The following is a 26,646-nucleotide window of genomic DNA, read 5'->3' on the forward strand; positions in this document are numbered from 1 at the left end:
TCATGTCCAGCGATTTCTCTCCAGACCAGAAGCGCTATCTCGAAGGCTTCGTTTCGGGGCTCAGCGCATCGCGGGTTGCGCGCAGCAACGCGCCCGCAAAGAGCGAGCCGGTCGGCCCCGATGCCATTCACATCAAGGCGCAGGATCGTGTCGTCGCGGCAGGCGGCAAGCTCAACGATCAGGAGAAGTTTAAGCGGGAAGAGCATCCGTTCGATGCCTATCCGCGTCTTGTGAAGCAGGCCGAGTTGAACGAAGCGCCGAAGCCGCCAGATAATTTCCGCTGGCGTTATTACGGCATCTTCTATGTCGCACCCACGCAGTCGTCCTACATGTGTCGCCTGCGGATTCCGAACGGTATCCTCAAGCATTGGCAATTTGCCGGCGTGGCCGATCTCGCGGAGAATTTCGGTGGTCCGTATGCCCACGTGACCACGCGTGCCAATCTCCAGCTTCGCGAGATCGAGCCGAAGAACGCAATCAACGTCATCGAAGGATTGCAGGATCTGGGGCTGTGCTCGCGCGGCTCCGGTGCGGACAATATTCGCAACGTCACCGGGACCTCGACCGCCGGCATCGATTCGCAGGAATTGCTCGATACCCGCCCTTACGCGAAGGCCTGGCACTTCCACATTCTTAACGACCGCTCGCTGTATGGTCTGCCGCGCAAGTTCAACGTCGCGTTCGACGGCGCAGGGCGCATTGCCACGCTGGAAGAAACCAACGATATTGCATTTCAGGCTGTCGAAGTGCGCGAAGGTTTTAGCGTCGATCCCGGCATCTACTTTCGGCTGGGCCTTGGCGGCATTACCGGCCACAAGGATTTTGCCCGCGATACTGGCGTGATCCTGCAGCCGCAGGAGGCCATTGGTGTTGCCGACGCGATCCTGCGGGTTTTCATCGAGAATGGCGACCGAACCAACCGCAACAAGGCGCGATTGAAGTACGTGCTCGATGCCTGGGGGTTCGACAAGTTTCTCGCAGCGGTCGAGGAGAAGCTTAACCGCAAGCTGGTGCGCGTGCCTGCGGATGCCATCGCGCCGCGCCCGGCCTATGATCGGCTCGCGCATATCGGGGTTCATGCGCAGAAGCAGTCTGGACTGAACTGGATCGGTGTCGCATTGAAGCTTGGCCGGCTGTCGCCTGACCAGATGCGCGGGCTTGCGAGGATCGCTGCGGATTATGGCGATGGCGACATTCGCCTTACCGTCTGGCAGAATCTGCTGATCTCCGGCATTGCCGATACCGATGTAGCCACCGTGACTGCCGCGATCCAGGCGCTCGGCCTTGCGGTGACGGCTTCCGCGTTGCGCGCCGGGTTGATCGCCTGCACAGGCGCGACGGGGTGTCGTTTCGCCGCCGCGCATACCAAGGAGAATGCCGAGGAGATCGCAGCTTGGTGCGACGAGCGCGTGCCGCTCAATGCGCCGGTGAACATCCACCTCACTGGATGCCATCATTCCTGTGCCCAGCACTATATCGGCGACATCGGTTTGATCGGCGCGCGCGTTCCGGTCAACGACGATGGCGATACGGTCGATGGCTATCACCTTCTGGTCGGCGGCGGATTTGGAACTGATGCCACAATCGCGCGCGAACTGTTTCAGAACGTCAAAGCCGAGGATGCACCGCGCACCGTGGAGCGCGTGCTGAAAGCCTACGTCACCAACCGGGCATCGGAAGACGAGACCTTCCTCGATTTTGCCAAGCGGACCGAGATCGACGCTCTCAAGCGCATGACTGAAATGGAGCCGGCCTGATGAACCAGAGAACACCGCCGAGCCAGCTCGAGATCATTCCGGAAACGGCACCGTTCTCGCATGAACAGCGGTCGTGGCTGAACGGCTTCTTCGCTGGGCTGGTATCGCTCGATAATGCGGTCACGCCATTGTCGCCCGAGCAGGGCGCGGCGGTCATGAAGGGTGCGGGGGACAACGATGACGGTGAGGCTCCGTGGCACGACCAGACGCTTCCGATTGCCGAGCGCATGAAGCTTGCTGAGGGCCGCCCACTGCGCCGCCGGATGATGGCGGCGATGGCGCAGCAGGATTGCGGCCAGTGCGGTTACAATTGCCACGATTATTCCGAGGCAATTGCCGGCAAGAAGGAGGCGCGCCTGAACCTGTGCGTACCGGGTGGCAAGGAAACCGCCCGGATGCTGAAGACGCTGTATGAGGAATTGGAGAGCGCGCCGTCATCCTCGCCATCGCCGGCGCCCGAGGCGAATCTGGCGGAGCCTGTTGCCAAAACCGTCGGCGAGTCGGGCCGCTCGCGCGACAATCCAGTTGAGGCGGTCTTCCTGTCGCGGCGCCTTTTAAACAAGCCGGGATCGGAAAAGGAAACCTGGCACATCGAGTTCGATCTATCGGGGCCTGGCCTCGATTATGTCGTCGGCGATTCCTTCGGCGTGTTCGCCAGCAACGATCTTGGCATGGTCGATCAGATCATCGCGCTGCTTGGCGTTTCGCACGAGACGATGATCAATGGCAAGAAGCTGCGCGACGTGCTGCACGAAGATGTGTCGCTGTCGCCTGCGCCGGATTCGTTGTTCGAGTTGATTTCCTTCATCACCGGCGGCGCGGCCCGCGAAAAGGCGCGGGCGCTTGCTTCAGGCGATGACCCGGATGGTGACGCCGCACATCTCGACGTGATGGCGGCGCTGCAGAAGTTCGCGGGCGTCCGGCCGCACCCGGAAGCCTTCATCGAGGCGCTGGAGCCGTTGCAGCCGCGATTATACTCCATCTCGTCGTCGCACAACGCGACGCCGGGCCGCTTGTCGCTGACGGTCGATACCGTCCGTTACACAATCGGCAAGCGCAAGCGTATAGGTGTTGCATCCACATTCCTCGCCGAGCGGATCAATCCGGGCGATACGCTAAAAGTCTATGTTCAGAAGGCGCATGGTTTCGGGCTGCCGCAGGACCCGAACACGCCGGTTATCATGATCGGTCCCGGCACCGGCGTGGCGCCATTCCGTGCCTTCCTGCACGACCGGCAGGCGACCGGCGCGCCGGGTCGCAACTGGCTTTTCTTCGGCCATCAGCGCAGCGAGTGCGACTTCTTCTATACCGACGAATTCAACGCAATGAAGTCATCCGGCCATCTCACACGGCTGTCGCTGGCGTGGTCGCGGGATCGCGAGGAGAAATTCTACGTGCAGGACCGCATGCGCGAGGTCGGCCGCGAGCTGTGGTCGTGGCTGGCGGAAGGCGCACACGTCTATGTCTGCGGCGATGCCAAGCGGATGGCCAAGGATGTCGAACGCGCGCTGGTGGATATCGCGGCTCAGTTCGGCGCGCGCTCGACCGATGAAGCTGTCGCATTCGTAGCCGACCTGAAGAAGAAGGGTCGCTACCAGCAGGACGTCTATTGAGCGAAGGCCGTTGATGAGTGCGATGGAAATTTCTCCGGCGACCGTAAGGACCACATGTCCTTATTGCGGTGTCGGTTGCGGTGTGCTGGCGACGCCCGACGGCAAGGGCGGAGCAATCATCAAGGGAGACCCGGATCATCCCGCCAATTATGGCCGCCTCTGCTCCAAGGGTTCGGCCCTTGGGGAGACGCTAGGCATTCACGAGCGGCTGCTGCATCCGATGGTGCGCTGCTCGAACAACCAGATGGAGGCTGTCGCATGGGACGATGCGCTCGATCATGTGGCGCAGCGGCTCCATCACATCATCGCCAAGCATGGGCGCCACTCGGTTGCATTCTATCTCTCGGGGCAATTGCTGACGGAGGATTATTACGTCGCCAACAAGCTGATGAAGGGATTCATTGGTAGCGCCAATGTCGATACCAATTCGCGGCTGTGCATGTCGTCTGCCGTCGCAGGCCACAAGCGCGCCTTCGGTTCGGACACCGTACCGGGGAATTATCGCGATCTCGACGAGGCCGACCTTCTCGTTCTGGTCGGCTCGAACGCGGCGTGGTGTCATCCAATCCTGTATCAGCGCATGCTGGCGAACAAGCAGAAACGGGGTGCGAAGATTGTCGTCATCGATCCGCGCCGAACGGATACCACCAGCGACGCCGATCTTTTTCTGGGGTTGAAGCCGGGGACGGACACTGCGCTGTTCAGCGGTCTGCTGGTCTATCTTGCGGCACAAAGCGCGCTCGATAATGGTTTTATCGAAGATCATACCTCGGGATTCGCGGAGGCGTTGGCGCAGGCCCGCAGGATTGCCGCCAATATCGCGGCGACCGCGCTTGCGACTGGACTGAGCGAAGCCGATGTCGAGAAGTTCTTTCGGCTGTTCGCTTCGACGGAAAAGGTGGTGACGTTGTATTCCCAGGGCGTCAACCAGTCGGCGCAAGGCACCGATAAGGTCAACGCTATCATCAACTGCCATCTTGCGATGGGACGGATCGGCAAGCCCGGCATGGGCCCGTTCTCGCTGACGGGCCAGCCAAATGCGATGGGTGGCCGTGAGGTGGGCGGGCTCGCAAACCAGTTGGCTGCGCACATGAACTTTACGCCGCCGGACATCGACCGGGTGAGGCGGTTCTGGCAGGCGCCGCGCATTGCGACCCATGAGGGGCTCAAGGCCGTTCAGATGTTCGAGGCCATCGGGCGCGGTGAGATCAAGGCGCTATGGGTGATGGGTACGAACCCGGCGGTGTCGCTGCCGAACGCCGATGCCGTGCGGCTTGCGATGCAGAAGCTCGATCTGCTCGTGATTTCGGATAACGTGCGCTCGAACGATAGCGTCAATTCGGGCGCGCATGTGCTGCTGCCGGCGCAGGCATGGGGCGAGCGATCCGGCACGGTGACTAATTCGGAGCGCCGGGTATCGCGCCAGCGTTCATTCATGGCTCCCGCAGGCGATGCCAAGCCGGACTGGTGGATCGTCAGCGAAATCGCCAAGCGGCTCGGCTATGAGCGGGCATTCTCGTATCAATCCTCGGCGGAGATTTTCCGCGAGCACTGCCGCCTCTCTGCATTCGAGAATAAAGGTACTCGCGATTTCGACCTTGGAGCGTTTTCCGAGATCACCGAAAGCGACTTCGATCAAATTACGCCAGCGCTGTGGCCGGCGCGCGCGGATGCGAGCATGTCGGAGCGCTTCTTTGCTGATGGCGGATTTTACACCAACGACAAGCGCGCGCGTTTCGTCGTGACCGAAATTCCGGTGCTGCGCGGCGAGAAATCCGCAGCACGCCCGATGTTGCTGAACACCGGCCGTATTCGTGACCAGTGGCATACCATGACGCGGACAGGCCTCAGCCCGCGCCTTGGACAGCATCTGCGGTTTCCGTTTGTTGAAATTCATCCACGCGATGCACAGATGGCGGGTGTCACGGACGGCGGATTTGCCAGAGTGGAAACAGACCACGGCCAATGCGTGCTCAAGGTGACCGTGACGGATCGCCAGCAGCCGGGCATGTTGTTCGCGCCGATTCATTGGAGCGATGAGACGTCGTCTTCTGCGCGAGTGGGCGCGCTGGTCGCACCTCATGCCGATCCCTATTCGGGCCAGCCGGAAAACAAGGCCACGCCTGCCAATCTGTTTCCCTGCGATTATCCGCAACAGGGCTTTGTCCTGTCACGTGAAAGGCTGTCGTTCCCTGCGGGCGCATGGTGGACGCGGGTCGCGGTGACTGGAGGCTATGAATATCTGTTCGCCGCAAAGCACGGCGTGCCGTGGCGGGCCTGGTTTGATGACCGTTCCATAGGACAGGACGTTGCGGATTATGTCGATGCAGTCGGGCGTGTTTATCGGGCGGCGTCATTCGATGGCGACAGGCTAATGAGCTGTCTGTTTGTCGAACCAGCAGGTCGCCTGACCGAGTGGGATGCAACAAAGGACCTGTTTGCGGAAGAAACGCTTTCGGCCGACCAGCGCAGGCTGCTGCTGTCCGGAAAGGCAGCGGATGCAACTGCGAACACCGGGCCCATTATCTGTGCCTGTTTCGGTGTTGGCCGCAACACGATCTGCGATGCGTTGAAGTCCGGCGCGGCGCGCTCGCATCTCGACCTTGGTGCGCAGCTCAAGGCAGGCACCAATTGCGGCTCGTGCATTCCGGAATTACGCCGCTTGGTTGCGGAAACGATGCCTGATACGGAACAGGCCGCTCACCGTGAGATGGTTATGGCCGAGAACTGAAGGGTGAGATTGTCACGCCGCCTTGCTCCAGCGTGGAGCGAACGGCTTTTGCGATGTCAACAGCGCCGGGTGTATCGCCATGAACGCAGACGCTATCGACGGGCGTCGCGATCGTTTTTCCCGAGGCTGCAATGATGGATTGCCCCCGCACCATCCGCAGAACGCGCTGCGCGATCTCACCGGCATCGTGCAGCACCGCACCGTTCTGGCTGCGGGGAAGAAGCTGCGCGTCGTCCTGATAGGCGCGGTCGGCGTAGATTTCGTGGATCGGCCGTAAGCCTGCGCGATCCGCCGCGCGAGCCAGTTCGGTATGCGGCAGCACCATGAAGGCGAGGCCGGGATCGACGGCCTTGACGGCCGCTACGATGGCGTTAGCGATCATGGCGTCGGCGCAGGCGGCGTTCGAGAGTGCGCCATGCGCCTTCACATGCGTGACCTTGTGGCCCGCGAGGGAAGCAACCGCGCATAGTGCCCCGGTCTGGTAGGCGACAAGGTTCTCGATCTCGCTGGCGCTGAGCCCGGGCATGGGCTGACGCCCGAATCCTGCAAGATCGCGATAGCTGGGGTGCGCGCCGATGCCGACGCCGCGCTTCAGAGCCTCTAATGCGATCTTTCGCATGGTATCTGGATCGCCCGCATGAAACCCGCAGGCGATGTTGACGCTGGTGGCGACAGCCAGCATCGCCTCGTCGTTTCCGATGCTTTCGCCGATGTCGGAGTTGATGTCGACCTGCATGGTTATGCGTTATTCCGTATCCTGCCGGGCAGGGATTGCAGCAACGCGTGGAAAGCGCGCGCCTCTTGCTGCGCGGCAGCCACGTCGATTTCCGTAAAGCGGAGTGTATGCCGTGGGCGGGTTTGCGCAAAGCGGCCGAGATCGGCGGATATGATGGTTGCGATCTTGGGGTATCCGCCGGTTGTGCCGCGATCCTTCATCAGCACAATCGGCTGGCCGCCCGCAACCTGAATGCTGCCATCCACGGTGCCATCCGAGACGATATTGAAATTTCCGGCATGGGTGAGAGATGGCCCTTCGAGGCGATAGCCCATGCGGTCGCTGGCGGGCGAAATCTGCCATGGTGAATTGAAGAACAGCTCGGTGGATTTTCCGAATTCATCATATTGAGGTCCCGGCACAACGCGGATCGCGCCTTCGCCGAAGACGGGAGGAGGCATGGTGCGGTCTGGCAACGATGCCACGTTTCCGTATGTCAGCCGGTCGCCGCTTTGAAGTGGCCGGGGATAGGGGCCCCCAAGTCCGGCGCGGGCATTGACCGAAAAGCTGCCGAACATTGCTTCGCCTTTCAACTCACCTGCGATGGCAAGATAGCTGAACATGCCCTTGCGCGCCGCATCGAGGGTTAGCGTCTCACCGTCGCGAAGCATGAATGTGCGATAGAGCGGGCAGGGCTTGTCACCGATCCGTGCAAACCGCAACGCGCCGGTGAGCGCCGCGCACAGCGGGCCACCCCGGGCGACAAAGACAGCCTTTATTGGCCCGATCTCGATGGCTGGCGCGGAGAGTGGATGTCCCACCAGCGCATTGGCTGCGGTCAGCGACAGACGGTCCATCGCGCCGCTCGGCGTCAGGCCATAACGCTGCGCGCCGAAGCGGCCGATATCCTGCACGGACGTCAGTGGCCCCGCAGCGATGACTTCGAGCACGCTCACGTCGTCAACTCCGCGACCGCCTCGCCACGTTCCGCGAGACGCTCAAGACGTTCGAACTCGACCGGACCGATTTGCGTGAAGGTCACGGTGTCGCCGGGCTCGATCAGGAAGACCGGATCGCGGCGCGGATCGAAGGTGCGCACCGGCGTGCGGCCGAGAAGATGCCAGCCGCTTGGCCCGGCAAGGCATTGCAACGCCGCCTGAACGCCGCCGATCGAGATCGTGCCCGCAGGGGTGGACATACGCGGCTGTGGCCGGCGCGGCGTGGCAATCGCGGAATCAAGACCGCGGAGATAGGAGAAACCCGGTGTGAAGCCGATCATCGCCACCTCGTACCGCGGGGCGCTGTGGCGCCGGATCAGTTCGTCAGGCGACATGCCATGCGCTTTCGCCACCGCATCAAGATCCAGGCCGTATGCACCGCCATAGGCCACCGGCACACGCCAGTGCCGGGATGGGCGTTCCGTCGTGTCCGGCCGGTCGAGAAGAGCCAAAAGGCGGTCGCTCAATTCGGAAAAGCCCAGCCTGAGTGGGTCGTAATGAATGAGGAGCGAGCGATAGGTCGGCACCGTTTCGGTAATGCCCTCGACCGGCATATTTTTCAGCGCGCGATCCAGTGCAAAAACCCGGCGGTTGCTGTCGGCCTCCATGTTGGTGCCGAACTCCACGGCGAGTGCGGTGTCGCCACAGGCGAGAACACGCGGTTTTGATGGCTTGGACGGCTGGCTGTTCATGGACAAACGATGCCGGGACGGGCTGATGGCGTCCAGAGCTTTATTCGCGAGAGAAGATTCGCCCAAGCATTCGTCGAGAGGCCTGCTTGACGCAAGCGGATCGCTCCGCAACATGTCGCCTCTTCTTGCAAAGGATTTCCAGCCGATGTCGCTGCCAGCCGAGACCGTTCAACTGTTGCAACGTATTTCCACCGCCACCATCACCACCGTGCTCCTGAAGAAGGGTCTGCGGAATGTCTGGATGCGGGGCACGCGCCCGTTGCGGCCAGGGCAGAAGCGGTTGGTCGGCCCTGCCTTCACTCTGCGCTTTGTTCCTGCGCGGGAGGATCTTGCGACGCCGGAATCGTGGTCGAAACCGATTTCCACCCGCACCGCCATCGAGGCGATGCCGGAAGGCTGCATTGCGGTGGTCGATGCAATGGGCGTCACCGATGCCGGTATCTTCGGCGACATCCTGTGTATGCGCATGGCGAAGCGGGGCGTCACCGCGCTCGTCACCGACGGCGTGATGCGAGATGTCGAGGGCGTTCTGGGCACCGGGCTTCCGGTCTGGTGTGACGGCGCGGCCGCGCCGCCTTCGGTTGCTGGTCTCACCTTTGTGAATTGGGGCGAACCGATCGGCTGCGGCGGCGTTGCGGTGTTCCCCGACGACATCATCGTGGCCGATGAGGATGGTGCGGTGGTGATTCCGCAAGCGTTCCTTCCATTGATCCTGGAGCAGGGCGAGGAGCAGGAGCGGGTCGAGGCGTGGATCGTGAACGAGGTCCAGCAGGGTGCGTCGCTGCCGGGGCTGTACCCGATGAACGCGGATACCAAGGCGCGTTATGAGGCATGGAAGAAGACGCAGAAGTAAGCCCTAAAATCGGCCTTCAATTGTGGCGTTTGCCGGTGTCCGCCGGCCAGCGCCATCCCACGACGCGGGCCTCGACCGGGTCGCCGGATTCGCAGTTTTCCCAGCCGCTTCCGATCCAGCGGCAGGTGAAAGGAAGCTGGTAAGTCCCGCTTTTGTCTTCGCACAGGACCTGTACCGGCGCGCCCGCAGGCGGCGTGCCTTGCTCGCCGAATTCTGCCAAGCGTTGTGCACGGGTTGCCATGGTCATCTCCCCGGAAGGGAACGGGGCCGGGCGGGTTCTGTTCCGGAACCGGGATCGTTAAAATCCAGGATGCCCCTTTGTTTCGGAGATCACCGCAAGCCTTGATTTACGTCTCGGCACTGAGACTACCGGCAACAACACGGAGATTCCCGATGTTTGTGCTGATTCTCGGTTTGTTAGGTGCAAGCGGCCTGTTTTATTTCGCGGGCGCTACGCAGAATTCGGGCTGGACCTGGTCATATGAGGTCTGCCGGCAGGGCACGATACTTTGCGATAACCCCCATTGGGTTCTGATCGCCGCCGGTATCGCTATCGCGATCGAAATGGTCCGCAATATGTCGAAGGCCTGAGGTAGCGTCTGGACCTTGAGTGATCGACCGGCTTCCGGGTCTTGGAAGCGAGGTTTTGGCGTGCCGTGTGGCACCGGGCCGGTGGATTTCGTCGCGGGAACCGGACAATATCAGGTTGCGCGCCAGCCGGCGGGCTTTCAGCAACCGGGAACCTGACGTTCGCCGCCATGTCCCTTTCAAGAAGCCTCCTCCGGCGTCCCTTTTGGCTCGCCCGCCGGTTTGGTTACGCCCGGATTTTGTGCCTCGGTCTGCTGGCAGCTCTCGTCGGCCTTCGCGCGATCGATCCCGTGCCGCTTGAAGAACTACGGCTAAGAGTTTTTGACCTCTACCAAATCCTTAAGCCACGGAAGGCCGTCGAGCGGCCTGTCGTGATCGTCGATCTCGATGAGGCGAGCCTTGCGCGGTTTGGCCAGTGGCCATGGCCGCGCACCCGCGTGGCCGATCTGGTGTCGCGGCTGACGGAGGCGGGCGCGGCCGTGATCGCCTTCGATATCGTATTCGCGGAGCCCGACCGGCTGTCGCCATCTCGTGCGGTGGACAGCTTCCGCGGTCTCGACGAAGCGATACGCACACAACTCAAGAGCTTGCCGGATAATGATCAGATTTTTGCTGAAGTGCTGCGCCGCTCGCCCGTGGTGCTTGGCGAATCCGGATTGCCGTACCTGACACCGGTACCCGCCGCCGATCCGCCGCCGCTCGGTCTTGCCACGCTCGGCGGCGATCCTTCGCCCTATCTGCTGAACTTCCCGGGACGGTTGCGCAATATCCCGGTTCTGGAGCAGGCGGCCCCGGGGCGCGGGCTTTTCACAATTCGCACCGAACGCGACGGCATCGTCCGGCGCATCCCTCTTATTATGATGGCGCAGGGTGACCTGATGCCTTCGCTGACCTTCGACATGTTGCGGGTGGCGGTGAAGGCGGACACGCTCCTCGTGAAGTCGGACGAGGCTGGTGTGAAAAGTGTGGGCGTACCGGGATTTGAGATTCCGACCGACCGCAACGGCCAGCTCTGGGTCTATTTTGGCAGGCACGATCCGGCCCGTTATGTCTCTGCGACAGATGTTCTCGACGGCAAGGCGGGCAGCGACGTGTTCTCGCGCAAGCTGGTGATTATCGGCACTTCAGCCATAGGGCTGCTCGATACCAAGACGACGCCGCTGGATCGCGTCATGCCCGGTGTCGAAATTCATGCGCAGGTGCTGGAAAACGTATTGACGGATTCCGTCCTGTCGCAGCCAAACTATGCGTTCGGCGCGGAAATCGTTGCCGCCATTCTGTTCGGGCTTCTGATCGTCTGGCTGGCGCCGGTGCTCACCCCTGTCTCGCTGCTGCTGTTGGGTGGCGCGGTTGCGGCCTTGCTCGCGGGCACGTCCTGGTACCTGTTCGTGCGCGAGAGGCTGCTGGTCGATTTCACCTTCCCATTGCTTGCGAGCATGGCCGTCTATCTGACGCTGGTGTTCAACGGTTACGTGCGCGAACAGGCGCAGCGTCGCCGCATTCGCTCGGCCTTCGGGCAATATCTGTCGCCGGCTCTGGTGGAGCAATTGGCGCAGGCGCCGGAGCGGCTGGTGCTCGGCGGCGAGGAGCGCGAGATGACGGTGATGTTCAGCGATGTGCGCGGCTTCACGACGATCTCGGAATCTTTTCGGCACGATCCGCAAGGGCTGACATCGCTGATGAACCGCCTGCTGACGCCGCTGACCGATGCCATCATTGAGCGCAAGGGCACCATCGACAAGTATATGGGCGATGCCATCATGGCGTTCTGGAACGCGCCGCTCGACGATGGGGAGCATGCCATCAATGCCTGCGAGGCGGCGCTCGACATGCTGAACGAGGTGGACGATCTGAATGCAAGGCGTGCGAAGGAGGCTGCTGAGCAGGGCAAGCCGTTCATGCCGCTGAATGTCGGTATCGGTCTCAATACCGGCCTCTGCGTGGTCGGTAATATGGGGTCCAGCCTGCGGTTTGACTATTCGGTGCTCGGCGACAGCGTGAACCTTGCCTCGCGGCTGGAAAGCCAGTCGGCGACCTATGGCGTGCCGATCATTGTTGGCTCGAAGACCGCGGTGGCCGCGCAAGAGAGACTGGCGATCCTCGAGATGGATCTTGTCACCGTGAAGGGTAAACAGGAGCCGGAGGTGATCTACGCCATTCTCGGCCGGGCCGATCTCGCCAATTCGGAGCGCTTTCAGAGGTTGCGCAATCACACCATCGATATGATCTGGCGCTATCGCAGCCGAGACTGGGATGGCGCGTTGAATGCGATGGAAAAGGCGCGGGCGCTTGACGATGACAACCGTTTAAAGACGTTGTTCGCCCTCTATGCCGGGCGGATCGGTGCTTTCAGGACGGCACCGCCGCCGCCCGATTGGAATGGCGTTTATGCAATGACAATGAAATAGACCCAGAAACCGCGAGCCCATGCGGCACCGTTTCGATATGATCCATTCTTTCGTTCGAGCCTGTTGATGATGTCAGATTCAATCACGATCAAATTCTGGGGTGTTCGCGGCAGCGTCGCCTGCCCGGGGCCAGACACGGTGCGTTATGGCGGCAATACGTCGTGTGTCGAAGTCCTTTGCGGCGAGAACCGGTTGATCTTCGATGCCGGCTCCGGCCTTCGCGGGCTTGGTGAGGCGCTCCTGGGGCAGTCCGGTGAGAGCGACCTGTTTTTCAGTCATCTGCATATCGATCATCTGATCGGGTTGCCGTTTTTTCTGCCGGCGTTCGAGAAAGGCAATCGTCTTCGGTTATGGGCGGCAGGTTTGAAAGAGGTGGGTGGACTTCGCGCCGCGCTCGACAGGTATATGAGCTTTCCGCTGTTTCCGATCGGCCTCGATCAATTTCAGGCTGAGATAGGGTTTCATGATTTCGCGCGTGGCGACGTGCTGACGCCCCGTCCGGGCATCGTTCTTCGCACGGCCGCGCTCGATCATCCGGGTGGCGCGACCGGCTATCGGCTGGAGTTTGGGGGGCGCTCGTTCTGCTACATGACGGATACGGCTATGGATGCCGAGGTCGCGCCTGCGATGCTTGCGCTGGCGAAGGGCGCCGATTGTCTTGTCATGGACGCCACCTATACCGACAGCGAGCTGGCGAAATATGCGGGCTGGGGTCATGCAAGCTGGCAGCAGAACGCCGCATTCGCCGATGCCGCCGGGGTGAAGACGCTGTGCCTGTTTCACCACGCCCCCGAGCATGATGACGATACTCTCGACCGGATCGCCGCCGAGGCGTCGCGCGTGCGGCCTGGAACGGTGGTCGTGCGGGAAGGTCAGTCGATCGGACTGTGAGGTCTGATCCGGCCGGGATTGGAATTGGCTTAGTTTGGTGAGATCGGCTTCGAACCGATCGCGCGTTGTCGAAGACAAAGGGCTGGGTGGCTCATGGATATATCAGGTGTCGCTTCAGACATGTCAGGACTAGCCTCCGGTGCAGGCGGCCTGATCGCATCGGCATTCGTTGTCGCCGGTTACACCATGCGCACGATGATCCCGCTGCGCGTCGTCGGGATCATCACGAACGTGGTGTTCATTATCTATGCCATGTCGCATCGAAACTATCCGATCGTTGCGCTGCACATGATCTTGCTGCCGTTGAATGTCTATCGTTTGCGCGAAATGCTGGTGCTGGTTCGCAACGTGAAGCGCTCGGTGAGTGGAAATCTGTCGATGAACTGGCTGAAACCGTTCATGACGGAGCGGCACTGCCAGCCGGGCGAGGTGCTGTTCTACAAGCACGAGCGGGCGACGGAGATGTTCTACATCGTCAGCGGCCGGTTCCGGCTCGTGGAATCCGGCATCGAATTGCCGGTGGGCTCCATCGTCGGCGAATTCGGGATGCTGTCCCCGGACAACGAGCGCACGCAGACACTGGAGTGCGTGGAGAAGGGCCTCGTTCTCAGTGTCACCTATCAAAAGGTGGAAGAACTTTACGTCCAGAATCCCGAATTCGGGTTTTATTTCCTGCGGCTGGTGAGCGCGCGACTGTTTCAGAATGTCGGCAAGCTTGAGGCGCAGGTCGCAGCATTGAGCGGAAAATCGGCGTCATGAAACTGCCTGTCGATTTCAGGCTGCTGAAAGAACGCTATCTCGGCGAAGCGTCCCGCAAGCCATGGGTTGCGGAAAAGCGTTTGGCCGAGCTTGCTCCATTTTTGCCGCCGGACACCAAAGAGATAGTCCGGCACGCAGTCACTTCACTGATGGCTTATCAGGATCCCGACTACGCGCTTGTGTATCTCAACCGGGTTGGCCGGTATGCCGGATCGGACAAGGCGCCGTGTGCATTTCTCGCATCTGTCGCTTCCCGCATGGAGGAGCGGATGCGCTATGCCGATCCACCCAGCATCGCGCAGGCAGCTTTGGCGGATGGCGGGGAAGGTAGTGTATCCCCAACCCGCCGCGTGTCATTCTGCCTTTGCGATTTTGCCGGAATGCTGCCGCCAAATGCTGCCGATACGGCGCTTCAAGTGATGGCCTATCTGCGTCTTTCGCAGCGGGCGGTTGTATTGAAGTTCTCATCTCAGGCCGGATGGAAACGGCACTGGACCGAGGCCTGGGCGTTGCTTCGATATGCGCGAACCTATTCGCGCCGCGCGAAGACTGAAAACGCATGGGTCGAACGATGGTTGCACATGATTGACCGCGTTCGGGCTTCCCAGCCGGAAGCCGTGATGGGGATGGTGCAGACCGCGGATATCATCAGCGGATCGGGAGCGGACTACCATCGAGGTATCGCAAACTGGAATGTGATTGTGGATTGTCTCGTCAAACCAGTCTGCGACGGGGCCATTGCGCCGATCGATCTTGCGGCGGCATTGCGAGTCGTTTTACACGCTGCGGCTGATCGTCCCGAGCCGATGGTGCTGCAAGGTCAGATTGATCGCCTGATAGCGTCTCAACCTTTGCAACTCCAAACGGCGTAGCGCCATGTCACACCATTCCGGAGCGTCGATGATGTCGTATGGAGCGAGGATACTTGCAGCCGCTGCCGTCGCGGGCGCGCTGACACTACCGGCGGCGGCACATGCGGATGCCACGTTCAGACTCAGTCACAATCATCGCATTTCCTGCAGCAAGATTTTGATGCCGGGAAAACGGCAGGTGATCGCATGCAAGTCCTACGCATACCTGTTCAACACGGTGACCTCGGAATTCTATCGCTGTGAGGCACAAGTGTCGGTGACGCGCGATATCTCGAAGATTATTGGAACGGATGAAAGCGGCACTTGCCGGCTCAGGACGAAGGTGTTTTCCGAAAATTCCAACTATGATTTCGATGCGGTCGAAACCGAGCCGCCAAACACAAACGCGTTCTTCGGTAGCGGCGGCACGGCGATCTGGGCGGCTGATGTTTCGACGCGCAAGGTCAGGGCCTGTATCGAACTTGCGACCGGGATTTCCTCGCCGGTTCTCAAGTGCGTGGACATGAATTTCGAATAACAGGCGCCGGGTTACCCGACGACCGGCACGCCGCCCGGGTGTTTGGCTTTCTCCTCGGGCTCGACGTGAATCGAAATCATGATGTCGTAAATCTCCTTCCGCAGCGCGGTTTCGATCCGGTCGCACAATTCGTGCGATTCAGACACCGTCATGCTGCCGGACACGACAAGATGAAAATCGATGAAGATCGCCCGGCCGGCCTGACGCGTGCGGAGATCATGCGCCTCTAGCGCGCCTTCGGCATGGGAGGAAATGATTTCGCGAATCTTGGTGAGCGTTTCCTCTGGCACGACTTCGTCCATCAATCCTCCGATCGAGGAGCGCATCAGTTTCCAACCGGTCCAGAGGATGTTGACCGCGACCAGTGCGGCGATGACCGGGTCGAGTATCGGTTGATCGGTCAGCCACACCAGCGCGACGCCGATCAGGACACCGATTGAGGTGACGACGTCGGTCCACAGATGTTCGGCGTCGGCGATCAGGGCCGGCGAGCGATGCCGCCGTCCGGATTTGAGCAGAACGAAATACCATGCAGCGTTGATGCCGCTCGCGGCCGCATTGATCAGCAAACCCTTGGCAGGCGCTTCGAGCGGGCGTGGCTTCAGGATTCCATGATAGGCTGCATAGAAAATTGCTACTGCTGCGATGAGAATCAGCACGCCTTCGACAATGGCGGAAAAATATTCGGCCTTCTGGTGACCGTAGGGATGATTGGCGTCGGGCGGCGCCGCGCTGACCCGCACGGCGATGAACGCCGCCACCGCAGTTGCCACGTTGATGACGCTCTCTAAGGCGTCAGAATAAAGCGCCACGCTGCCGGTGAGGAGATAGGCGACGTATTTCAACGCCAGCACGAGACAGCCGACTGCGATGCTGCTGGCTGCTAATTTGAGGGGTGTGCCCATGGAACCACGCGGATTTGTTCTTGCGTGCTTACGGGAACAACTGCGACCGATCAACGCGGATGTTTGCTGACGCCAATCATTCGCAGGCTTGAACACAATATTCGGCAAGCAGACCCGTTTCCTGCGCAATGATCTGGCCTTGCTGTATTCGGAATCGCTCTCGCATGTTTGGTTTGTCTTCAATGATCGGCAAATCGCTGCATCAGACGCAAGGAATCTGTCGCGTATTTAATCTGCGATCGCACGGGCACTTTATCTTCGCTTAACCCGCGGCTGATTCCATATGTCGCAGCGGATAAGGCGGCGTTTTATCGCATTGCCACAAAGATGCTGCATTGCAATTTCACCCCTGACCGCACCACTTGTGAATTTGAAATCTTGGGGACCTGCCGGAGCCATGACGAATCGAATCGTCGCAATCGCGTGTCTGATCGTTGGAAGTGCTTTCTTAGGTGGTTGCGATGATCCAGCGCCTGCCGTAGCGAAAGCCGCTCCGCCCGAAGTTTCTGTTGTGCGCGTGAAATCGGAGCCGTTCACGGTCGTCCGCGAACTTCCTGGCCGCATCGCTTCAGTGCGTGTCGCGGAGGTGCGCTCGCGCGTTTCGGGAATCATTATGGAGCGATGGTTCCAGCAGGGCAGTGATGTCGAAGCGGGCGACGTACTTTATAAAATAGATCCTCGGCCGTTCGAGGTTGAGGTCATGGCGCAGGAAGCTGCCCAGGCCAAGGCTGAGGCTGTGCTGGACCAGGCAACCAAGCAGGCGCATCGCATTGCGACGCTAACCTCGCAGCATGTCGCGTCCGAAGCCGAGAACGAAAAGGCGACTGCAGCCAAGCGCCAGGCGGAAGCAGATCTTGCCGCACGAAAGGCCGAGGTCGCGCGCGCCAGACTTAATCTTGATTACGCAACGATCCGCGCGCCGATCAAGGGCAGGATCGGTGCTGCGCTGGTGAGCGAAGGTTCGCTCGTCACCGCGAACGACACCACCAATCTCGCGACCATCCGTCAGCTTGATCCGATCTACGCGGACTTCACCCAGTCGGCGGCCGATCTGATCAAGCTGCGTGACGCGCTCGAACGCGGCGATCTCGAAGAGGTGAGCAAGGGGGCCGCCAAGGTCAGGCTGATCGTCGATGGCCGGAAGTATCCACTCGATGGCCGGCTTCTGTTCTCCGAAGCCAAGGTGGATGCCAGCACCGGGCAGGTCACGCTGCGCGGTGAATTCCCCAACCCAAACGGTGAATTGCTGCCGGGCATGTATGTGCGCGTCATGATCGAACAGGGCGTCGACACGGACGCGATTGCGATCCCCGAACAGGCCGTTCAGCGCGGCCCGAACGGAAGCAGCGAAGTCTATATTGTGAAGCCTGATGGCCACGTTGCGAAGCAGTCCATTCGCACCAGTGATCTTCAGGACGGCAAGTGGCTGGTGAGCGAAGGTCTGAAGCCGGGCGACCATGTCGTGGTCGAAGGCTTCCAGAAGTTCGTCGCTGGCGATCTCGTTTCGCTGATTTCGGTCGACGGCACGAAGCTGAGCGCGGACGCGACTGCGCAGCCCTCCTTGAATTAACGCCCGATGCCAGCTTTTTTCATCGAACGCCCGATCTTCGCATGGGTGGTCGCGCTTTTCATCTGCTTGATCGGCGCGATCTCCATTCCTTTGCTTGCGGTCGCGCAGTACCCGATCATCGCGCCGCCATCCATTTCGATTAGCACGAGCTATCCGGGCGCCTCGCCGGAGGAGCTTTACAACAGTGTCACGCGACCGATTGAGGAGGAACTCAACGGCGCATCCGGCATCCTGAATTTCGAATCCACCAGCGACTCACTGGGGCAGGTGGAGATCATCGCCAATTTCCAGCCGGGTACGGACACCACGACAGCCTCCGTGGACGTTCAGAACCGCATCAAGCGCGTCGAGGCGCGGTTGCCGCCGGCCGTGATCCAGCAAGGCATCCTCGTTGAGGAAGCCTCAAGCGCGGTACTTCAGATCATCACATTGCGTTCGACGGACGGCAGCCTCGACGAGGTTGGCCTCGGCGACTTCATGGTGCGCAACATTGTCGGTGAAATCCGCCGCATTCCCGGCGTCGGCCGCGCGACCTTGTATTCGACCGAACAGTCGCTGCGCATCTGGGTCGATCCGGAAAAACTGATTGGTTTCAATCTCACGACCGAGGATGTCACCAAGGCTATCACAGCGCAAAATGCGCAGGTGGCTTCCGGCAGCCTTGGCGCCGAGCCGAGCGTACCCGGCCAGAAAGTATCGGCGCTTGTTCTGGTCAAGGGACAGCTCAGTACACCGGATGAGTTCGGCTCCATTGTTCTTCACGCGAATGCCGATGGCTCGGTCGTGCGGCTGCGCGACGTTGCCCGCATCGAAATCGGCGGTATGGGCTATCAGTTTACGACCCGCCTGAACGGCAAGCCGACGGCGGGCCTGTCCGTGATGCTGGCGCCGAGCGGCAACGCGCTGGCCACGGCGGCGGCGGTGAAATCGAAGATGGAAGAACTCTCGAAGTTTTTCCCGGCCAACGTCGCCTACGACATTCCCTATGACATCACGCCCGTGGTCAAGGCAGCCATAGAGAAGGTGTTGCACACGCTGGTCGAGGCCGTGGTGCTGGTGTTCTTCGTAATGTTTCTGTTCCTGCAGAACATCCGCTACACGCTCATTCCGACCATCGTCGTGCCCGTCGCGCTGCTGGGGGCCTGTGCCACGCTTCTATTGGCTGGCTATTCGATCAACATGCTGACGCTGTTTGCCATGGTGATGGCGATCGGCATTCTGGTGGATGATGCCATCGTTGTCGTTGAGAACGTCGAGCGCATCATGACTGAAGAGGGGCTTCCGCCGAAGGAAGCAACCCGCAAGGCGATGACGCAGATTACCGGCGCTATCGTCGGCATCACGCTGGTGCTGATGGCGGTATTCGTGCCGATGGCGTTCTTCCCCGGATCGGTCGGCATCATCTACCGGCAGTTCTCGATCACGATGGTCGCGGCAATCGGGTTTTCCGCCCTAATGGCGCTGACGCTGACGCCCGCACTGTGCGCGACGCTACTGAAGCCCGCGAAGGGCGGTCATGGTGCTGCGAAGAAAGGCATCTTCCGCTGGTTCAATAACACGCTCGATGCGTCGCGCGGCCACTACGTCAAGACCGTGAGTTGGTCACTTGCGCGCAAGGGCCGCGTGATGTTGGTCTATCTGGCTCTGGTGGGCGGCGTGGCGTTTGCGTTCACGCGAATGCCGGGCGGTTTTCTTCCCGTCGACGATCAGGGCTTCATCACCGTGGACGTGCAGACGCCGTCCGACTCATCATTCGCCCGCACCAAGGCTGCCGTTGAGCGCGTCGAGAAATATCTGGAGACCCGCTCGGGTATCCAGGACGTCACATTCCTGACCGGGTTCAGCTTTCTGGGGCAGGGCATCAACACCGCGCAGGCCTTCATTACGCTGAAGGACTGGTCGGAGCGTGGTGCGGGGGATTCCGCGGCGGCGATCGTCAACGACATCAATGCGGCGATGGCGGGTGTACGCGACGCCAAGATCACGGCGCAGCAACCGCCACCGATCGACAATCTCGGCAATTCCAGCGGCTTCAGTTTCCGTCTGCAGGATCGCGGGCAGAAGGGATATGCCGGACTGTTGGCAGCAGCGCGGAAACTTGTCGCTGACGCCAATGCAAGCCATATCCTGCAGAAGGTCTATATTGAGGGTTTGCCCGAGGGGCCGATCGTCAATCTCGTGGTTGATCGCGAGAAAGCCAGCGCTTTCGGAGTTTCCTTCGCCGAGGTCAACAACACGATTTCGACCAATCTTGGTTCAGCTTACATCAACAACTTCCCCAACAAGGGGCGGATGCAGCGTGTGATCGTGCAGGCGGATGCGATGGATCGCATGAATCCTGCCGATATCCTCAAATACAACGTGAAGAACAGCCGCGGCGATCTGGTGCCGCTGTCCTCATTCGCCACCATCGAATGGGGCAGGGGGCCTTCGCAGATCGTCGGCTTCAATTACTATCCGTCAGTCCGTATCAGCGGTGAGGCGCGCGCAGGCTACACCAGCGGCGATGCCATCGCCGAGATGGAGCGGCTGGCCGGGCTTCTTCCGCGCGGCTTTGGTTACGAGTGGAGCGGCCAGTCGCTTCAGGAAAAGCTCTCTGGCTCGCAGGCGCCGCTGCTGCTGGCGTTGTCGATCCTGGTGGTCTTCCTGTGTCTTGCTGCGCTCTATGAGAGCTGGACCATTCCGGTAGCGGTGCTCCTCACCATTCCGCTCGGCGTATTCGGATCGGTGCTCGCCTCGTCGATGCGAGGGCTGCCGAACGGCGTGTACTTCACTGTCGGCCTCATCACGATCATCGGTCTTGCGGCAAAGGACGCGATCCTGATCATCGAGTTTGCCAAGGATCTTCGCGAGCAGGGCAGATCCTTGCTTGCCGCGACGATGGAGGCCTGCAGCCTGCGTTTCCGCCCGATCCTGATGACCGGCTTCGCCTTTGTGTGTGGCGTGCTACCGATGGTGGTGGCGCAAGGAGCGGGCAGTCTCAGCCAGCAGGCGCTCGGGACCGGCGTGATGGGTGGCATGATTGCCGTGGCCATTCTTGCGCTGTTGATGGTGCCGGTCTTCTTCGTCTTCATTCAGGGATTGTTTTCAAAGTCCGCAGACGATGCGCAGGATGAAGCGAAGGCATCCGAACCTGTCGCGATGTCGTCACCTCAACCTCATCAGTAGGTGCTGCAATCCTCTTCAGTGAGACGATACAAAACTGTCGGTTCTCGGCAGAGGCCATAGGTTGTTCATTGCGGTGCAATAATAGAAAGGCCTACTGTTCATTCGATCCTGCTAATATTACAGTTTTGTGACAAGGTCCTAGAAGGCCAATGTTTTCAGGGGAGGAATGAGAGTGAAACGCATCCAGCTAGCTAAGGTTCTCGCGGCTGCTTTGGTGCTTGGATGGCCGGCGGCCTCCAGTGCACAAGCAGTTTCGGGAAAGGTGAGCGTCGTCACGTCCTATGCAAAGGATCTGACTGACCCGATCAAAAAGGCCTTCGAGGCGGCCAATCCGGGCGTTACGCTCGATGCGCAGAACCGCAACACGCATGCTGGCGTCAAATTCCTGGAAGAAACCAAGTCCAACAATCAGGTCGATCTGTTCTGGGCGTCCGCGCCGGATGCCTTTGAGGCGCTGAAGGCTAAGTCGCTGCTGCAAGCATACAAGCCGAAAGCCACCGGCATTCCGGAAAAGATCGGGCAGTTTCCGATCAACGATCCGGATGGCTATTACTTCGGTTTCGCGGCTTCCGGCTACGGCATCATGTGGAACGAACGCTACGTGAAGGCAAACAAGCTGCCTGAGCCGAAGGAGTGGCAGGATCTCGCGGCGCCAGCCTATTACGATCACGTCTCCATGGCGGCCCCCTCGCGCTCCGGCACCACGCACCTGACCATCGAAACCATTTTGCAGGGCGAAGGCTGGGCCAAGGGTTGGGCGACCCTCCGTGACGTTTCCGGCAATTTCCGCGAGGTCACCGAGCGTTCGTTCGGCGTGCCGGATGCAGTCAACTCCGGTCAGGTCGGCTACGGCATCGTCATCGATTTCTTCGCTTTCTCCTCGCAGGCGACGGGCTTTCCTGTGAAGTTCGTCTATCCGAGCGTAACGGCGATCGTGCCGGCGAACATCGCTATCGTGGCAAATGCGCCGAACAAGGCAGGTGCCCAGGCTTTCATCGAATTCCTGTTGTCACCGGCCGGACAGAACCTTTTGTTCGATCCGGGCATTCGTCGTCTGCCGGTCAACCCTTCGGTGTACGACAAGGCACCGGCTGGCTACCCGAATCCGTTCAAGGACCCGCGCCTGAACTCGATGGTGAAGTTCGACGTCAAAAAGTCGGAAGGACGTAACGATGTGGTCGATGCGCTGTACGACCAGACCGTGACCTTCCAGTTGGCGGATTTGAAGCAGACCAAGAAGGCGATCGATACGGCGGCAGCGGCTGTGGCGAAAAAGCCGAATCCCAAGGCCGAGGCGGCTTTGAAGGAGGCACGGGGCCTGATGGAGGCTGTGCCGCTGACCGAGGAGCAGGCGTCGTCTCCCGAGATCGTCGGTGCCTTCTCTGGCGGCAAGAAAAAGGAGAAGGGTGCGCGCCAGGCCGAACTCGAGCAGCAGTGGGCGTCCTTTGCGAAGGACCACAATGCGAAGGCTCGCGCCAAGGCCGACGAAGCGCTGAAGCTCGCCAAGTAATCGTCGCACACGCATGACGGCGATTGGCCTCCATAACAACCGGCGCGGGACATTCGTATCCCGCGTCCTCAATGGCGCGACATGGGGTCAGGTCAGCGTTTCCTTGCTGATCCTGGCCTTTCTGCTTGCTTTCCTGGTCTGGCCGGTTGCGACCGTCGTCTGGGTGGCTTTCACGGAAAAAGGCAGCGGTCTTTTCACGTTCGCGAACTTCATCGATTTCTTCAGAACAGACCTGTTCATCCGGTCGTTCTGGAATTCGTTCTACGTCTCGGCGATGGCCGTGGTCGGTGCCTCGATCCTGGCGATGCCGCTGGCTTACTTCACATCACGATTTGCCTTTCGCGGCACGGGGCTGATCCAGATACTGGGGTTTCTTCCGCTCATCATGCCGCCGTTTGTCGGTGCAGTAGCGCTGCAACTGTTTTTCGGCCGTAACGGCACGGTCAATCTGCTGCTCGACGACTGGTTCGGCTTCAAGCTGGGTTTCATGGAGGGCCTGAACGGGGTCATCTTCGTCCAGTCGATCCACTATTTTCCCTTCATCCTCATCAATCTGTCTGCGGCGTTGCGCAACGTCGACCGCTCGATGGAGGAGGCGGCGCAAAATCTGGGATCGTACGGATTCCGCCTGTTCCGGCGTATCGTGTTTCCGCTCGCGCTGCCCGGCTATGTCGCGGGCGCTTCTCTCGTCTTCGTCAAGGTGTTTGACGATCTGGCGACGCCACTCCTGCTGAACGTCAAGGACATGCTCGCGCCGCAGGCTTACCTGCGCGTCACCTCGATCGGCATCGCCGATCCCATGGGGTATGTGATTTCCGTGGTTCTGATCGTGGCCTCGGTCGCCTCGATGTGGGTCTCCTCTCTCGCCACGCGCAACATCGATTATGCCACGACCCAGCGCGGCGGCGGCGGCATCGCCAAGCGTAAGCTGCGGCCGTGGGAGATGGCATTCGTTTATGTCGTGCTCACGCTCATCATCCTGCTGGTGCTGGCGCCGCATTTCGGTTTGTTGCTGCTGTCGTTTGCGACCATCTGGTCGTTCTCGCCGCTGCCGGATGGCTACACCGTGGCGCACTATGCGCGCGTGTTCGGCGAAAGCTCGATCTACATCAAGAATACGCTGCTCTATGCTTCGCTGGCTGGCCTGATCGATATCGTGATCGGAACGGCGATCTCCTATCTCGTGTTGCGGACGAAACTGATTGGGGTACGCGGCCTCGATCTTCTGGCGACTGCCGCGCTGGCGATCCCCGGCGTCGTGCTTGGCATCGGTTATCTGCGCGCGTTCTATGGCATCCCCCTATGGGATGGAACGCCGCTGGCGTCGCTCTGGATCGTTATCGTGATCGCGCTGGCGATCCGGCGTCTGCCTTATGCGCTTCGTGCTTGCTACGCGGCGCTCCAGCAGATTTCGGCTTCGCTTGAGGAGGCCGCGGAAAATCTGGGGGCCACCAAGGCAAGTACCGTGCGGCGCATCGTGGTGCCGCTGATGACGGGTGGTCTCGTCGCGGGTTTTATCACGAGCTTTGCGACCGCAGCGGTCGAATTGTCCGCCACGCTGATGCTGGTTCAAGCCAACCAGGATGCGCCTCTTGCCTATGGGCTTTACGTTTTCATGCAGTCGGCTGCAGGCCGCGGACCCGGTGCGGCACTCGGCGTTATCGCCGTGGTGATTGTCGCACTTAGCACCGTCGCATCCCAGTATGTAATTGAGCGCGAGCGCCGCACCAAGGCCGGCAGCACGCTAAATGAATAGGGGGGCACCTTTGACAGATACGAACACCCAGCACCCCGGATTGGCGGTCAAGGCACTCGATCTGAAGATCGACGACATCAGCGCGGCCTATGGCGATAACGTTGTTCTCGACGGCATCAATCTCGATATTCAGCCGGGGGAATTGTTCGCACTTCTCGGTCCCTCCGGTTGCGGCAAGACCACGCTGTTGCGGCTGATCGCGGGATTTGCCGATGCACGGCATGGCCGGATTGTGGTCGGTGGCAAGGAGATTTCGAATCTTCCGCCGTGGAAGCGCGATGTCGGCATGGTGTTCCAGTCCTATGCGCTGTGGCCGCATATGACTGTCGGCGATAACGTCGCGTTCGGCCTTCGCGAGCGGCGTCTGCCGCGGGCCGAGATCAAGCGGCGCGTGGAAGCGGCGCTGAGTTTTGTGGGCCTGACAAGCCAGATAGACCGTCGCCCGTCGCAACTCTCTGGCGGCCAGCAACAGCGCGTGGCTCTGGCGCGCACGATCGCGATCGAGCCAAAAATCCTTTTGCTCGACGAACCGCTGTCGAATCTCGATGCCAAGCTGCGTGTACAGGTGCGCCGTGAATTGCGCGCGCTGCAGAAATCACTGGGGCTGACTACCGTGATCGTGACGCACGATCAGGAGGAGGCCAACACGATCTGTGATCGCGTCGCGGTCATGAATGAAGGCAAGGTTCAGCAGGTCGGCACGCCGACGGAATTGTACGAGCATCCGGCCAATCTGTTTGTCGCTCAGTTTCTCGGCACGGCGAATGTCGTCGAGGGCAGGATGACGAGCGCGGGTTTTGAATCGGACCTCGGCATTCTGCTGCCGTTGCCGAACGGTGTGGATGTGAGGCCGAATGCGAAACCGGTTTTTCGTCCGCAGGACACAACGCTGACGTCAAAGGGGCAATCCGGCGCGGGCAATCCGTCGATGCCGGGCGAGATCGTCGAGCGGGAATTCCTCGGCAGCACGATCCGCTACGGCGTAAAGGCAGGGTCGAGCCATATCTGGATCGATGCGCCGTTCCGCTCCGGCTTGTCGCTGATGGAGATCGGCGATGCGGTCGATGTGACGGTCCCGGTCGAGCGGCTGTTGTGGCTTGCATGAGCTAATGCGCGGCTGGATCGATTGTAAAATCGATCCAGCCGCGGAAAGCTTGAAACGCAGCGCTCACATGCCTTTCGCGGGCGTCTTGCTTTTCTTTTTATGCTTCTTCGCGTGCTTGCCGGTCGCCGCGCCGGTCGTCATGCTTCTGTTGTCCGTATTCGCATTTGGCATGCCCGCACCCGGCGACCGTGACATGTCATTCGACGATGCGGAGGGCGGCGGGTTTGGAACGATCGTATCGCCCTGGGGTGTTCCGGCCTGGGCGAATGCGCTGGCCGGCGCCAATGATAACAGGGTGGCCGCAATCAAAAGCTTCTTCATATTCATGTCTCCAGTTGAAGGCGGCAAGCCAATAACCGGCCAGAGATGGCGTTCCGGACACGAAAACAAATATGCTTGAGTGGATTGGGGCGGCCCGTGCGCGTTGACGCCGCCTTGGCAGGTGCCCTAAACAGACGCGGTCCAGACAGGAAGGGTGTCCGAGTGGTTTAAGGAACCGGTCTTGAAAACCGGCGTGCCTGCAAGGGTACCGTGGGTTCGAATCCCACCCCTTCCGCCAATGACCGGCCTTTCACACCGCGACGGACTTGCCCGCCTTCAGGCCTGCCCACCAGTTGCGGATGGCAGCAAGGTTGTCGGGGATCATGGTCGTGCCCCCGGTGAATTCCGCCCACGCATCGCGGTGTTTCTCCGACACCGTGGTCAGGATCGGCTTGCCTGCGGCCGCTGCGGCTTCAAAGGCGGGGCGCAGCCCGCCGCCCATTCCTTCGAGCTTGCCAAACTTGCTCAGCACCACGACATCGCTCGTCTCGATCTGGCCGAGCAGCGCCATACAGGCGGCATCGACGCCGCTGCCGTCGAGGTGGCATGAGGTGTTGCTGGGCGGCGTCTCCAGATACATCGCAAACCGCGCCTCGCTTGTGAGATCGCGCAGAAAACCCGCCGCGCAGCTCCGATCGGGCAGGGCATGCGCTTCGGCGACAAGGCCGACGACTTTCACGCCCTTGCTGCGCCACTCCTCAGCTTGCGCTTCAAACAGCGACTGGATCGCCTGGCTGTCAGGGCCGATTACGGTGGCGATGGACGCGGAGAGAGGGGACATGGTCATGGCTCGTAACGCTAATATCCCAGCATGCGCCCGGGTTTGAGGTAGCTCAAGTGTCGCCGGGAAAGGCGCAGATTCAGGGATCGCAGAGTCAAGGGCGGCAACGATCAATTTACCACACGCAATAGCCCCC

Annotated in this window: 22 protein-coding genes and 1 tRNA gene; 17 read left to right on the top strand and 6 right to left on the bottom strand. The window is 60.6% G+C overall.

Annotated elements, in window-relative coordinates; all coding sequences use genetic code 11:
* The first annotated feature begins 2 nt into the window (after positions 1-2).
* The 3 genes from AC1RNA_RS11980 to AC1RNA_RS11990 are packed head-to-tail and all read left to right on the top strand — an operon-like array spanning position 3 to position 6,101.
* Positions 3-1,757: a NirA family protein gene (locus AC1RNA_RS11980; RefSeq protein WP_009339505.1), complete on the top strand. Its 1,755-nt coding sequence runs from the start codon at positions 3-5 to the stop codon at positions 1,755-1,757.
* Positions 1,757-3,370 (top strand): sulfite reductase subunit alpha, encoded by a 1,614-nt coding sequence (locus tag AC1RNA_RS11985; RefSeq protein WP_492951259.1) that lies wholly within the window; start codon positions 1,757-1,759, stop codon positions 3,368-3,370. Before AC1RNA_RS11980 ends, AC1RNA_RS11985 begins: the two co-directional genes overlap by 1 nt.
* A gap of 13 nt (positions 3,371-3,383) precedes the next feature.
* On the top strand, positions 3,384-6,101 hold the full coding sequence (locus AC1RNA_RS11990; protein ID WP_492951260.1) for a molybdopterin-dependent oxidoreductase: 2,718 nt from the start codon (positions 3,384-3,386) through the stop codon (positions 6,099-6,101).
* Here AC1RNA_RS11990 and AC1RNA_RS11995 read toward each other — a convergent pair.
* From AC1RNA_RS11995 to pxpB, 3 genes are read right to left on the bottom strand one after another with little or no spacing between them, the layout of a single operon-like run.
* Entirely contained in the window at positions 6,085-6,837 is a 753-nt protein-coding gene (locus AC1RNA_RS11995) for a LamB/YcsF family protein (protein WP_492951261.1), read from the bottom strand. The two genes, AC1RNA_RS11990 and AC1RNA_RS11995, sit on opposite strands and share 17 nt — an antisense overlap.
* A gap of 2 nt (positions 6,838-6,839) precedes the next feature.
* Complete coding sequence (locus AC1RNA_RS12000) at positions 6,840-7,772, bottom strand: 5-oxoprolinase subunit C family protein (protein WP_492951262.1); 933 nt, start codon at positions 7,770-7,772, stop codon at positions 6,840-6,842.
* On the bottom strand, positions 7,769-8,506 hold the full coding sequence (pxpB, locus tag AC1RNA_RS12005) for a 5-oxoprolinase subunit PxpB (protein WP_492951263.1): 738 nt from the start codon (positions 8,504-8,506) through the stop codon (positions 7,769-7,771). The genes AC1RNA_RS12000 and pxpB overlap by 4 nt, the downstream gene beginning before the upstream one ends.
* 145 nt (positions 8,507-8,651) lie before the next feature.
* Here pxpB and AC1RNA_RS12010 point away from each other — a divergent pair, with 145 nt between their 5' ends.
* On the top strand, positions 8,652-9,359 hold the full coding sequence (locus AC1RNA_RS12010; protein WP_009339499.1) for a ribonuclease activity regulator RraA: 708 nt from the start codon (positions 8,652-8,654) through the stop codon (positions 9,357-9,359).
* Between the two features lie 16 nt (positions 9,360-9,375).
* Here the strand turns inward: AC1RNA_RS12010 and AC1RNA_RS12015 are convergent, their stop codons facing one another.
* A complete protein-coding gene (locus tag AC1RNA_RS12015; protein ID WP_009339498.1) occupies positions 9,376-9,600 on the bottom strand; it encodes a hypothetical protein in 225 nt (74 codons plus the stop codon).
* Between the two features lie 152 nt (positions 9,601-9,752).
* On the opposite strand from AC1RNA_RS12015, the gene AC1RNA_RS12020 reads away from it, so the two are divergent.
* The 6 genes from AC1RNA_RS12020 (at position 9,753) to AC1RNA_RS12045 (ending at position 15,394) form a co-directional block, all read left to right on the top strand.
* Positions 9,753-9,950 (top strand): hypothetical protein, encoded by a 198-nt coding sequence (locus AC1RNA_RS12020; protein ID WP_009339497.1) that lies wholly within the window; start codon positions 9,753-9,755, stop codon positions 9,948-9,950.
* A 167-nt stretch (positions 9,951-10,117) separates the two neighbouring features.
* Positions 10,118-12,355, top strand: a complete 2,238-nt coding sequence (locus AC1RNA_RS12025; protein WP_492951264.1) for a CHASE2 domain-containing protein — start codon at positions 10,118-10,120, stop codon at positions 12,353-12,355.
* A gap of 66 nt (positions 12,356-12,421) precedes the next feature.
* A complete protein-coding gene (locus tag AC1RNA_RS12030; RefSeq protein WP_492951265.1) occupies positions 12,422-13,246 on the top strand; it encodes an MBL fold metallo-hydrolase in 825 nt (274 codons plus the stop codon).
* Between the two features lie 93 nt (positions 13,247-13,339).
* Positions 13,340-14,005: a Crp/Fnr family transcriptional regulator gene (locus tag AC1RNA_RS12035; RefSeq protein WP_009339494.1), complete on the top strand. Its 666-nt coding sequence runs from the start codon at positions 13,340-13,342 to the stop codon at positions 14,003-14,005.
* Entirely contained in the window at positions 14,002-14,877 is an 876-nt protein-coding gene (locus AC1RNA_RS12040; RefSeq protein ID WP_492951266.1) for a DUF6537 domain-containing protein, read from the top strand. Before AC1RNA_RS12035 ends, AC1RNA_RS12040 begins: the two co-directional genes overlap by 4 nt.
* Positions 14,878-14,905: 28 nt before the next feature.
* The gene (locus tag AC1RNA_RS12045; RefSeq protein WP_040298294.1) at positions 14,906-15,394 is read left to right on the top strand and encodes a hypothetical protein; all 489 of its coding nucleotides are present in this window, start codon (positions 14,906-14,908) and stop codon (positions 15,392-15,394) included.
* 11 nt (positions 15,395-15,405) lie between these two features.
* Here the strand turns inward: AC1RNA_RS12045 and AC1RNA_RS12050 are convergent, their stop codons facing one another.
* The gene (locus tag AC1RNA_RS12050; protein ID WP_009339491.1) at positions 15,406-16,299 is read right to left on the bottom strand and encodes a cation diffusion facilitator family transporter; all 894 of its coding nucleotides are present in this window, start codon (positions 16,297-16,299) and stop codon (positions 15,406-15,408) included.
* 397 nt (positions 16,300-16,696) lie between these two features.
* Here AC1RNA_RS12050 and AC1RNA_RS12055 point away from each other — a divergent pair, with 397 nt between their 5' ends.
* From AC1RNA_RS12055 to AC1RNA_RS12085, 7 genes are all read left to right on the top strand, one after another.
* Entirely contained in the window at positions 16,697-17,869 is a 1,173-nt protein-coding gene (locus AC1RNA_RS12055) for an efflux RND transporter periplasmic adaptor subunit (protein ID WP_492951267.1), read from the top strand.
* A 6-nt stretch (positions 17,870-17,875) separates the two neighbouring features.
* Positions 17,876-21,037, top strand: a complete 3,162-nt coding sequence (locus tag AC1RNA_RS12060; RefSeq protein WP_492951268.1) for a multidrug efflux RND transporter permease subunit — start codon at positions 17,876-17,878, stop codon at positions 21,035-21,037.
* Positions 21,038-21,203: 166 nt separating this feature from the next.
* Positions 21,204-22,547 (top strand): ABC transporter substrate-binding protein, encoded by a 1,344-nt coding sequence (locus tag AC1RNA_RS12065; protein ID WP_492951269.1) that lies wholly within the window; start codon positions 21,204-21,206, stop codon positions 22,545-22,547.
* 13 nt (positions 22,548-22,560) lie between these two features.
* Entirely contained in the window at positions 22,561-24,303 is a 1,743-nt protein-coding gene (locus AC1RNA_RS12070) for an ABC transporter permease (protein ID WP_492951270.1), read from the top strand.
* Positions 24,296-25,408 carry an ABC transporter ATP-binding protein gene (locus tag AC1RNA_RS12075; protein ID WP_492951271.1) on the top strand — a complete coding sequence of 371 codons (1,113 nt, stop codon included), beginning with the start codon at positions 24,296-24,298 and terminating at the stop codon, positions 25,406-25,408. The genes AC1RNA_RS12070 and AC1RNA_RS12075 overlap by 8 nt, the downstream gene beginning before the upstream one ends.
* Positions 25,409-25,412: 4 nt before the next feature.
* Entirely contained in the window at positions 25,413-25,808 is a 396-nt protein-coding gene (locus AC1RNA_RS12080) for a hypothetical protein (RefSeq protein WP_048756084.1), read from the top strand.
* Positions 25,809-25,877: 69 nt separating this feature from the next.
* Positions 25,878-25,967, top strand: a tRNA-Ser gene (locus AC1RNA_RS12085).
* Positions 25,968-25,979: 12 nt separating this feature from the next.
* On the opposite strand, the gene AC1RNA_RS12090 is transcribed toward AC1RNA_RS12085, so the two are convergent.
* Positions 25,980-26,510, bottom strand: a complete 531-nt coding sequence (locus tag AC1RNA_RS12090) for a DUF2478 domain-containing protein (RefSeq protein WP_009339484.1) — start codon at positions 26,508-26,510, stop codon at positions 25,980-25,982.
* Positions 26,511-26,646: the final 136 nt, after the last annotated feature.

This window comes from Afipia sp. GW821-FHT14H12 (assembly GCF_058803465.1).

Excerpts from the sequence above, each read along its gene's own strand:
- AC1RNA_RS11980 (WP_009339505.1), top strand. The coding sequence starts at position 3 with ATGTCCAGCGATTTCTCTCCAGACCAGAAGCGCTATCTCGAAGGCTTC.
- AC1RNA_RS11985 (WP_492951259.1), top strand. The coding sequence starts at position 1,757 with ATGAACCAGAGAACACCGCCGAGCCAGCTCGAGATCATTCCGGAAACG.
- AC1RNA_RS11990 (WP_492951260.1), top strand. The coding sequence starts at position 3,384 with ATGAGTGCGATGGAAATTTCTCCGGCGACCGTAAGGACCACATGTCCT.
- AC1RNA_RS11995 (WP_492951261.1), bottom strand. The coding sequence starts at position 6,837 with ATGCAGGTCGACATCAACTCCGACATCGGCGAAAGCATCGGAAACGAC.
- pxpB (WP_492951263.1), bottom strand. The coding sequence starts at position 8,506 with ATGAACAGCCAGCCGTCCAAGCCATCAAAACCGCGTGTTCTCGCCTGT.
- AC1RNA_RS12010 (WP_009339499.1), top strand. The coding sequence starts at position 8,652 with ATGTCGCTGCCAGCCGAGACCGTTCAACTGTTGCAACGTATTTCCACC.
- AC1RNA_RS12015 (WP_009339498.1), bottom strand. The coding sequence starts at position 9,600 with ATGGCAACCCGTGCACAACGCTTGGCAGAATTCGGCGAGCAAGGCACG.
- AC1RNA_RS12020 (WP_009339497.1), top strand. The coding sequence starts at position 9,753 with ATGTTTGTGCTGATTCTCGGTTTGTTAGGTGCAAGCGGCCTGTTTTAT.
- AC1RNA_RS12025 (WP_492951264.1), top strand. The coding sequence starts at position 10,118 with ATGTCCCTTTCAAGAAGCCTCCTCCGGCGTCCCTTTTGGCTCGCCCGC.
- AC1RNA_RS12030 (WP_492951265.1), top strand. The coding sequence starts at position 12,422 with ATGATGTCAGATTCAATCACGATCAAATTCTGGGGTGTTCGCGGCAGC.
- AC1RNA_RS12035 (WP_009339494.1), top strand. The coding sequence starts at position 13,340 with ATGGATATATCAGGTGTCGCTTCAGACATGTCAGGACTAGCCTCCGGT.
- AC1RNA_RS12040 (WP_492951266.1), top strand. The coding sequence starts at position 14,002 with ATGAAACTGCCTGTCGATTTCAGGCTGCTGAAAGAACGCTATCTCGGC.
- AC1RNA_RS12045 (WP_040298294.1), top strand. The coding sequence starts at position 14,906 with ATGATGTCGTATGGAGCGAGGATACTTGCAGCCGCTGCCGTCGCGGGC.
- AC1RNA_RS12050 (WP_009339491.1), bottom strand. The coding sequence starts at position 16,299 with ATGGGCACACCCCTCAAATTAGCAGCCAGCAGCATCGCAGTCGGCTGT.
- AC1RNA_RS12055 (WP_492951267.1), top strand. The coding sequence starts at position 16,697 with ATGACGAATCGAATCGTCGCAATCGCGTGTCTGATCGTTGGAAGTGCT.
- AC1RNA_RS12060 (WP_492951268.1), top strand. The coding sequence starts at position 17,876 with ATGCCAGCTTTTTTCATCGAACGCCCGATCTTCGCATGGGTGGTCGCG.
- AC1RNA_RS12065 (WP_492951269.1), top strand. The coding sequence starts at position 21,204 with ATGAGAGTGAAACGCATCCAGCTAGCTAAGGTTCTCGCGGCTGCTTTG.
- AC1RNA_RS12070 (WP_492951270.1), top strand. The coding sequence starts at position 22,561 with ATGACGGCGATTGGCCTCCATAACAACCGGCGCGGGACATTCGTATCC.
- AC1RNA_RS12075 (WP_492951271.1), top strand. The coding sequence starts at position 24,296 with ATGAATAGGGGGGCACCTTTGACAGATACGAACACCCAGCACCCCGGA.
- AC1RNA_RS12080 (WP_048756084.1), top strand. The coding sequence starts at position 25,413 with ATGCGCGGCTGGATCGATTGTAAAATCGATCCAGCCGCGGAAAGCTTG.
- AC1RNA_RS12090 (WP_009339484.1), bottom strand. The coding sequence starts at position 26,510 with ATGTCCCCTCTCTCCGCGTCCATCGCCACCGTAATCGGCCCTGACAGC.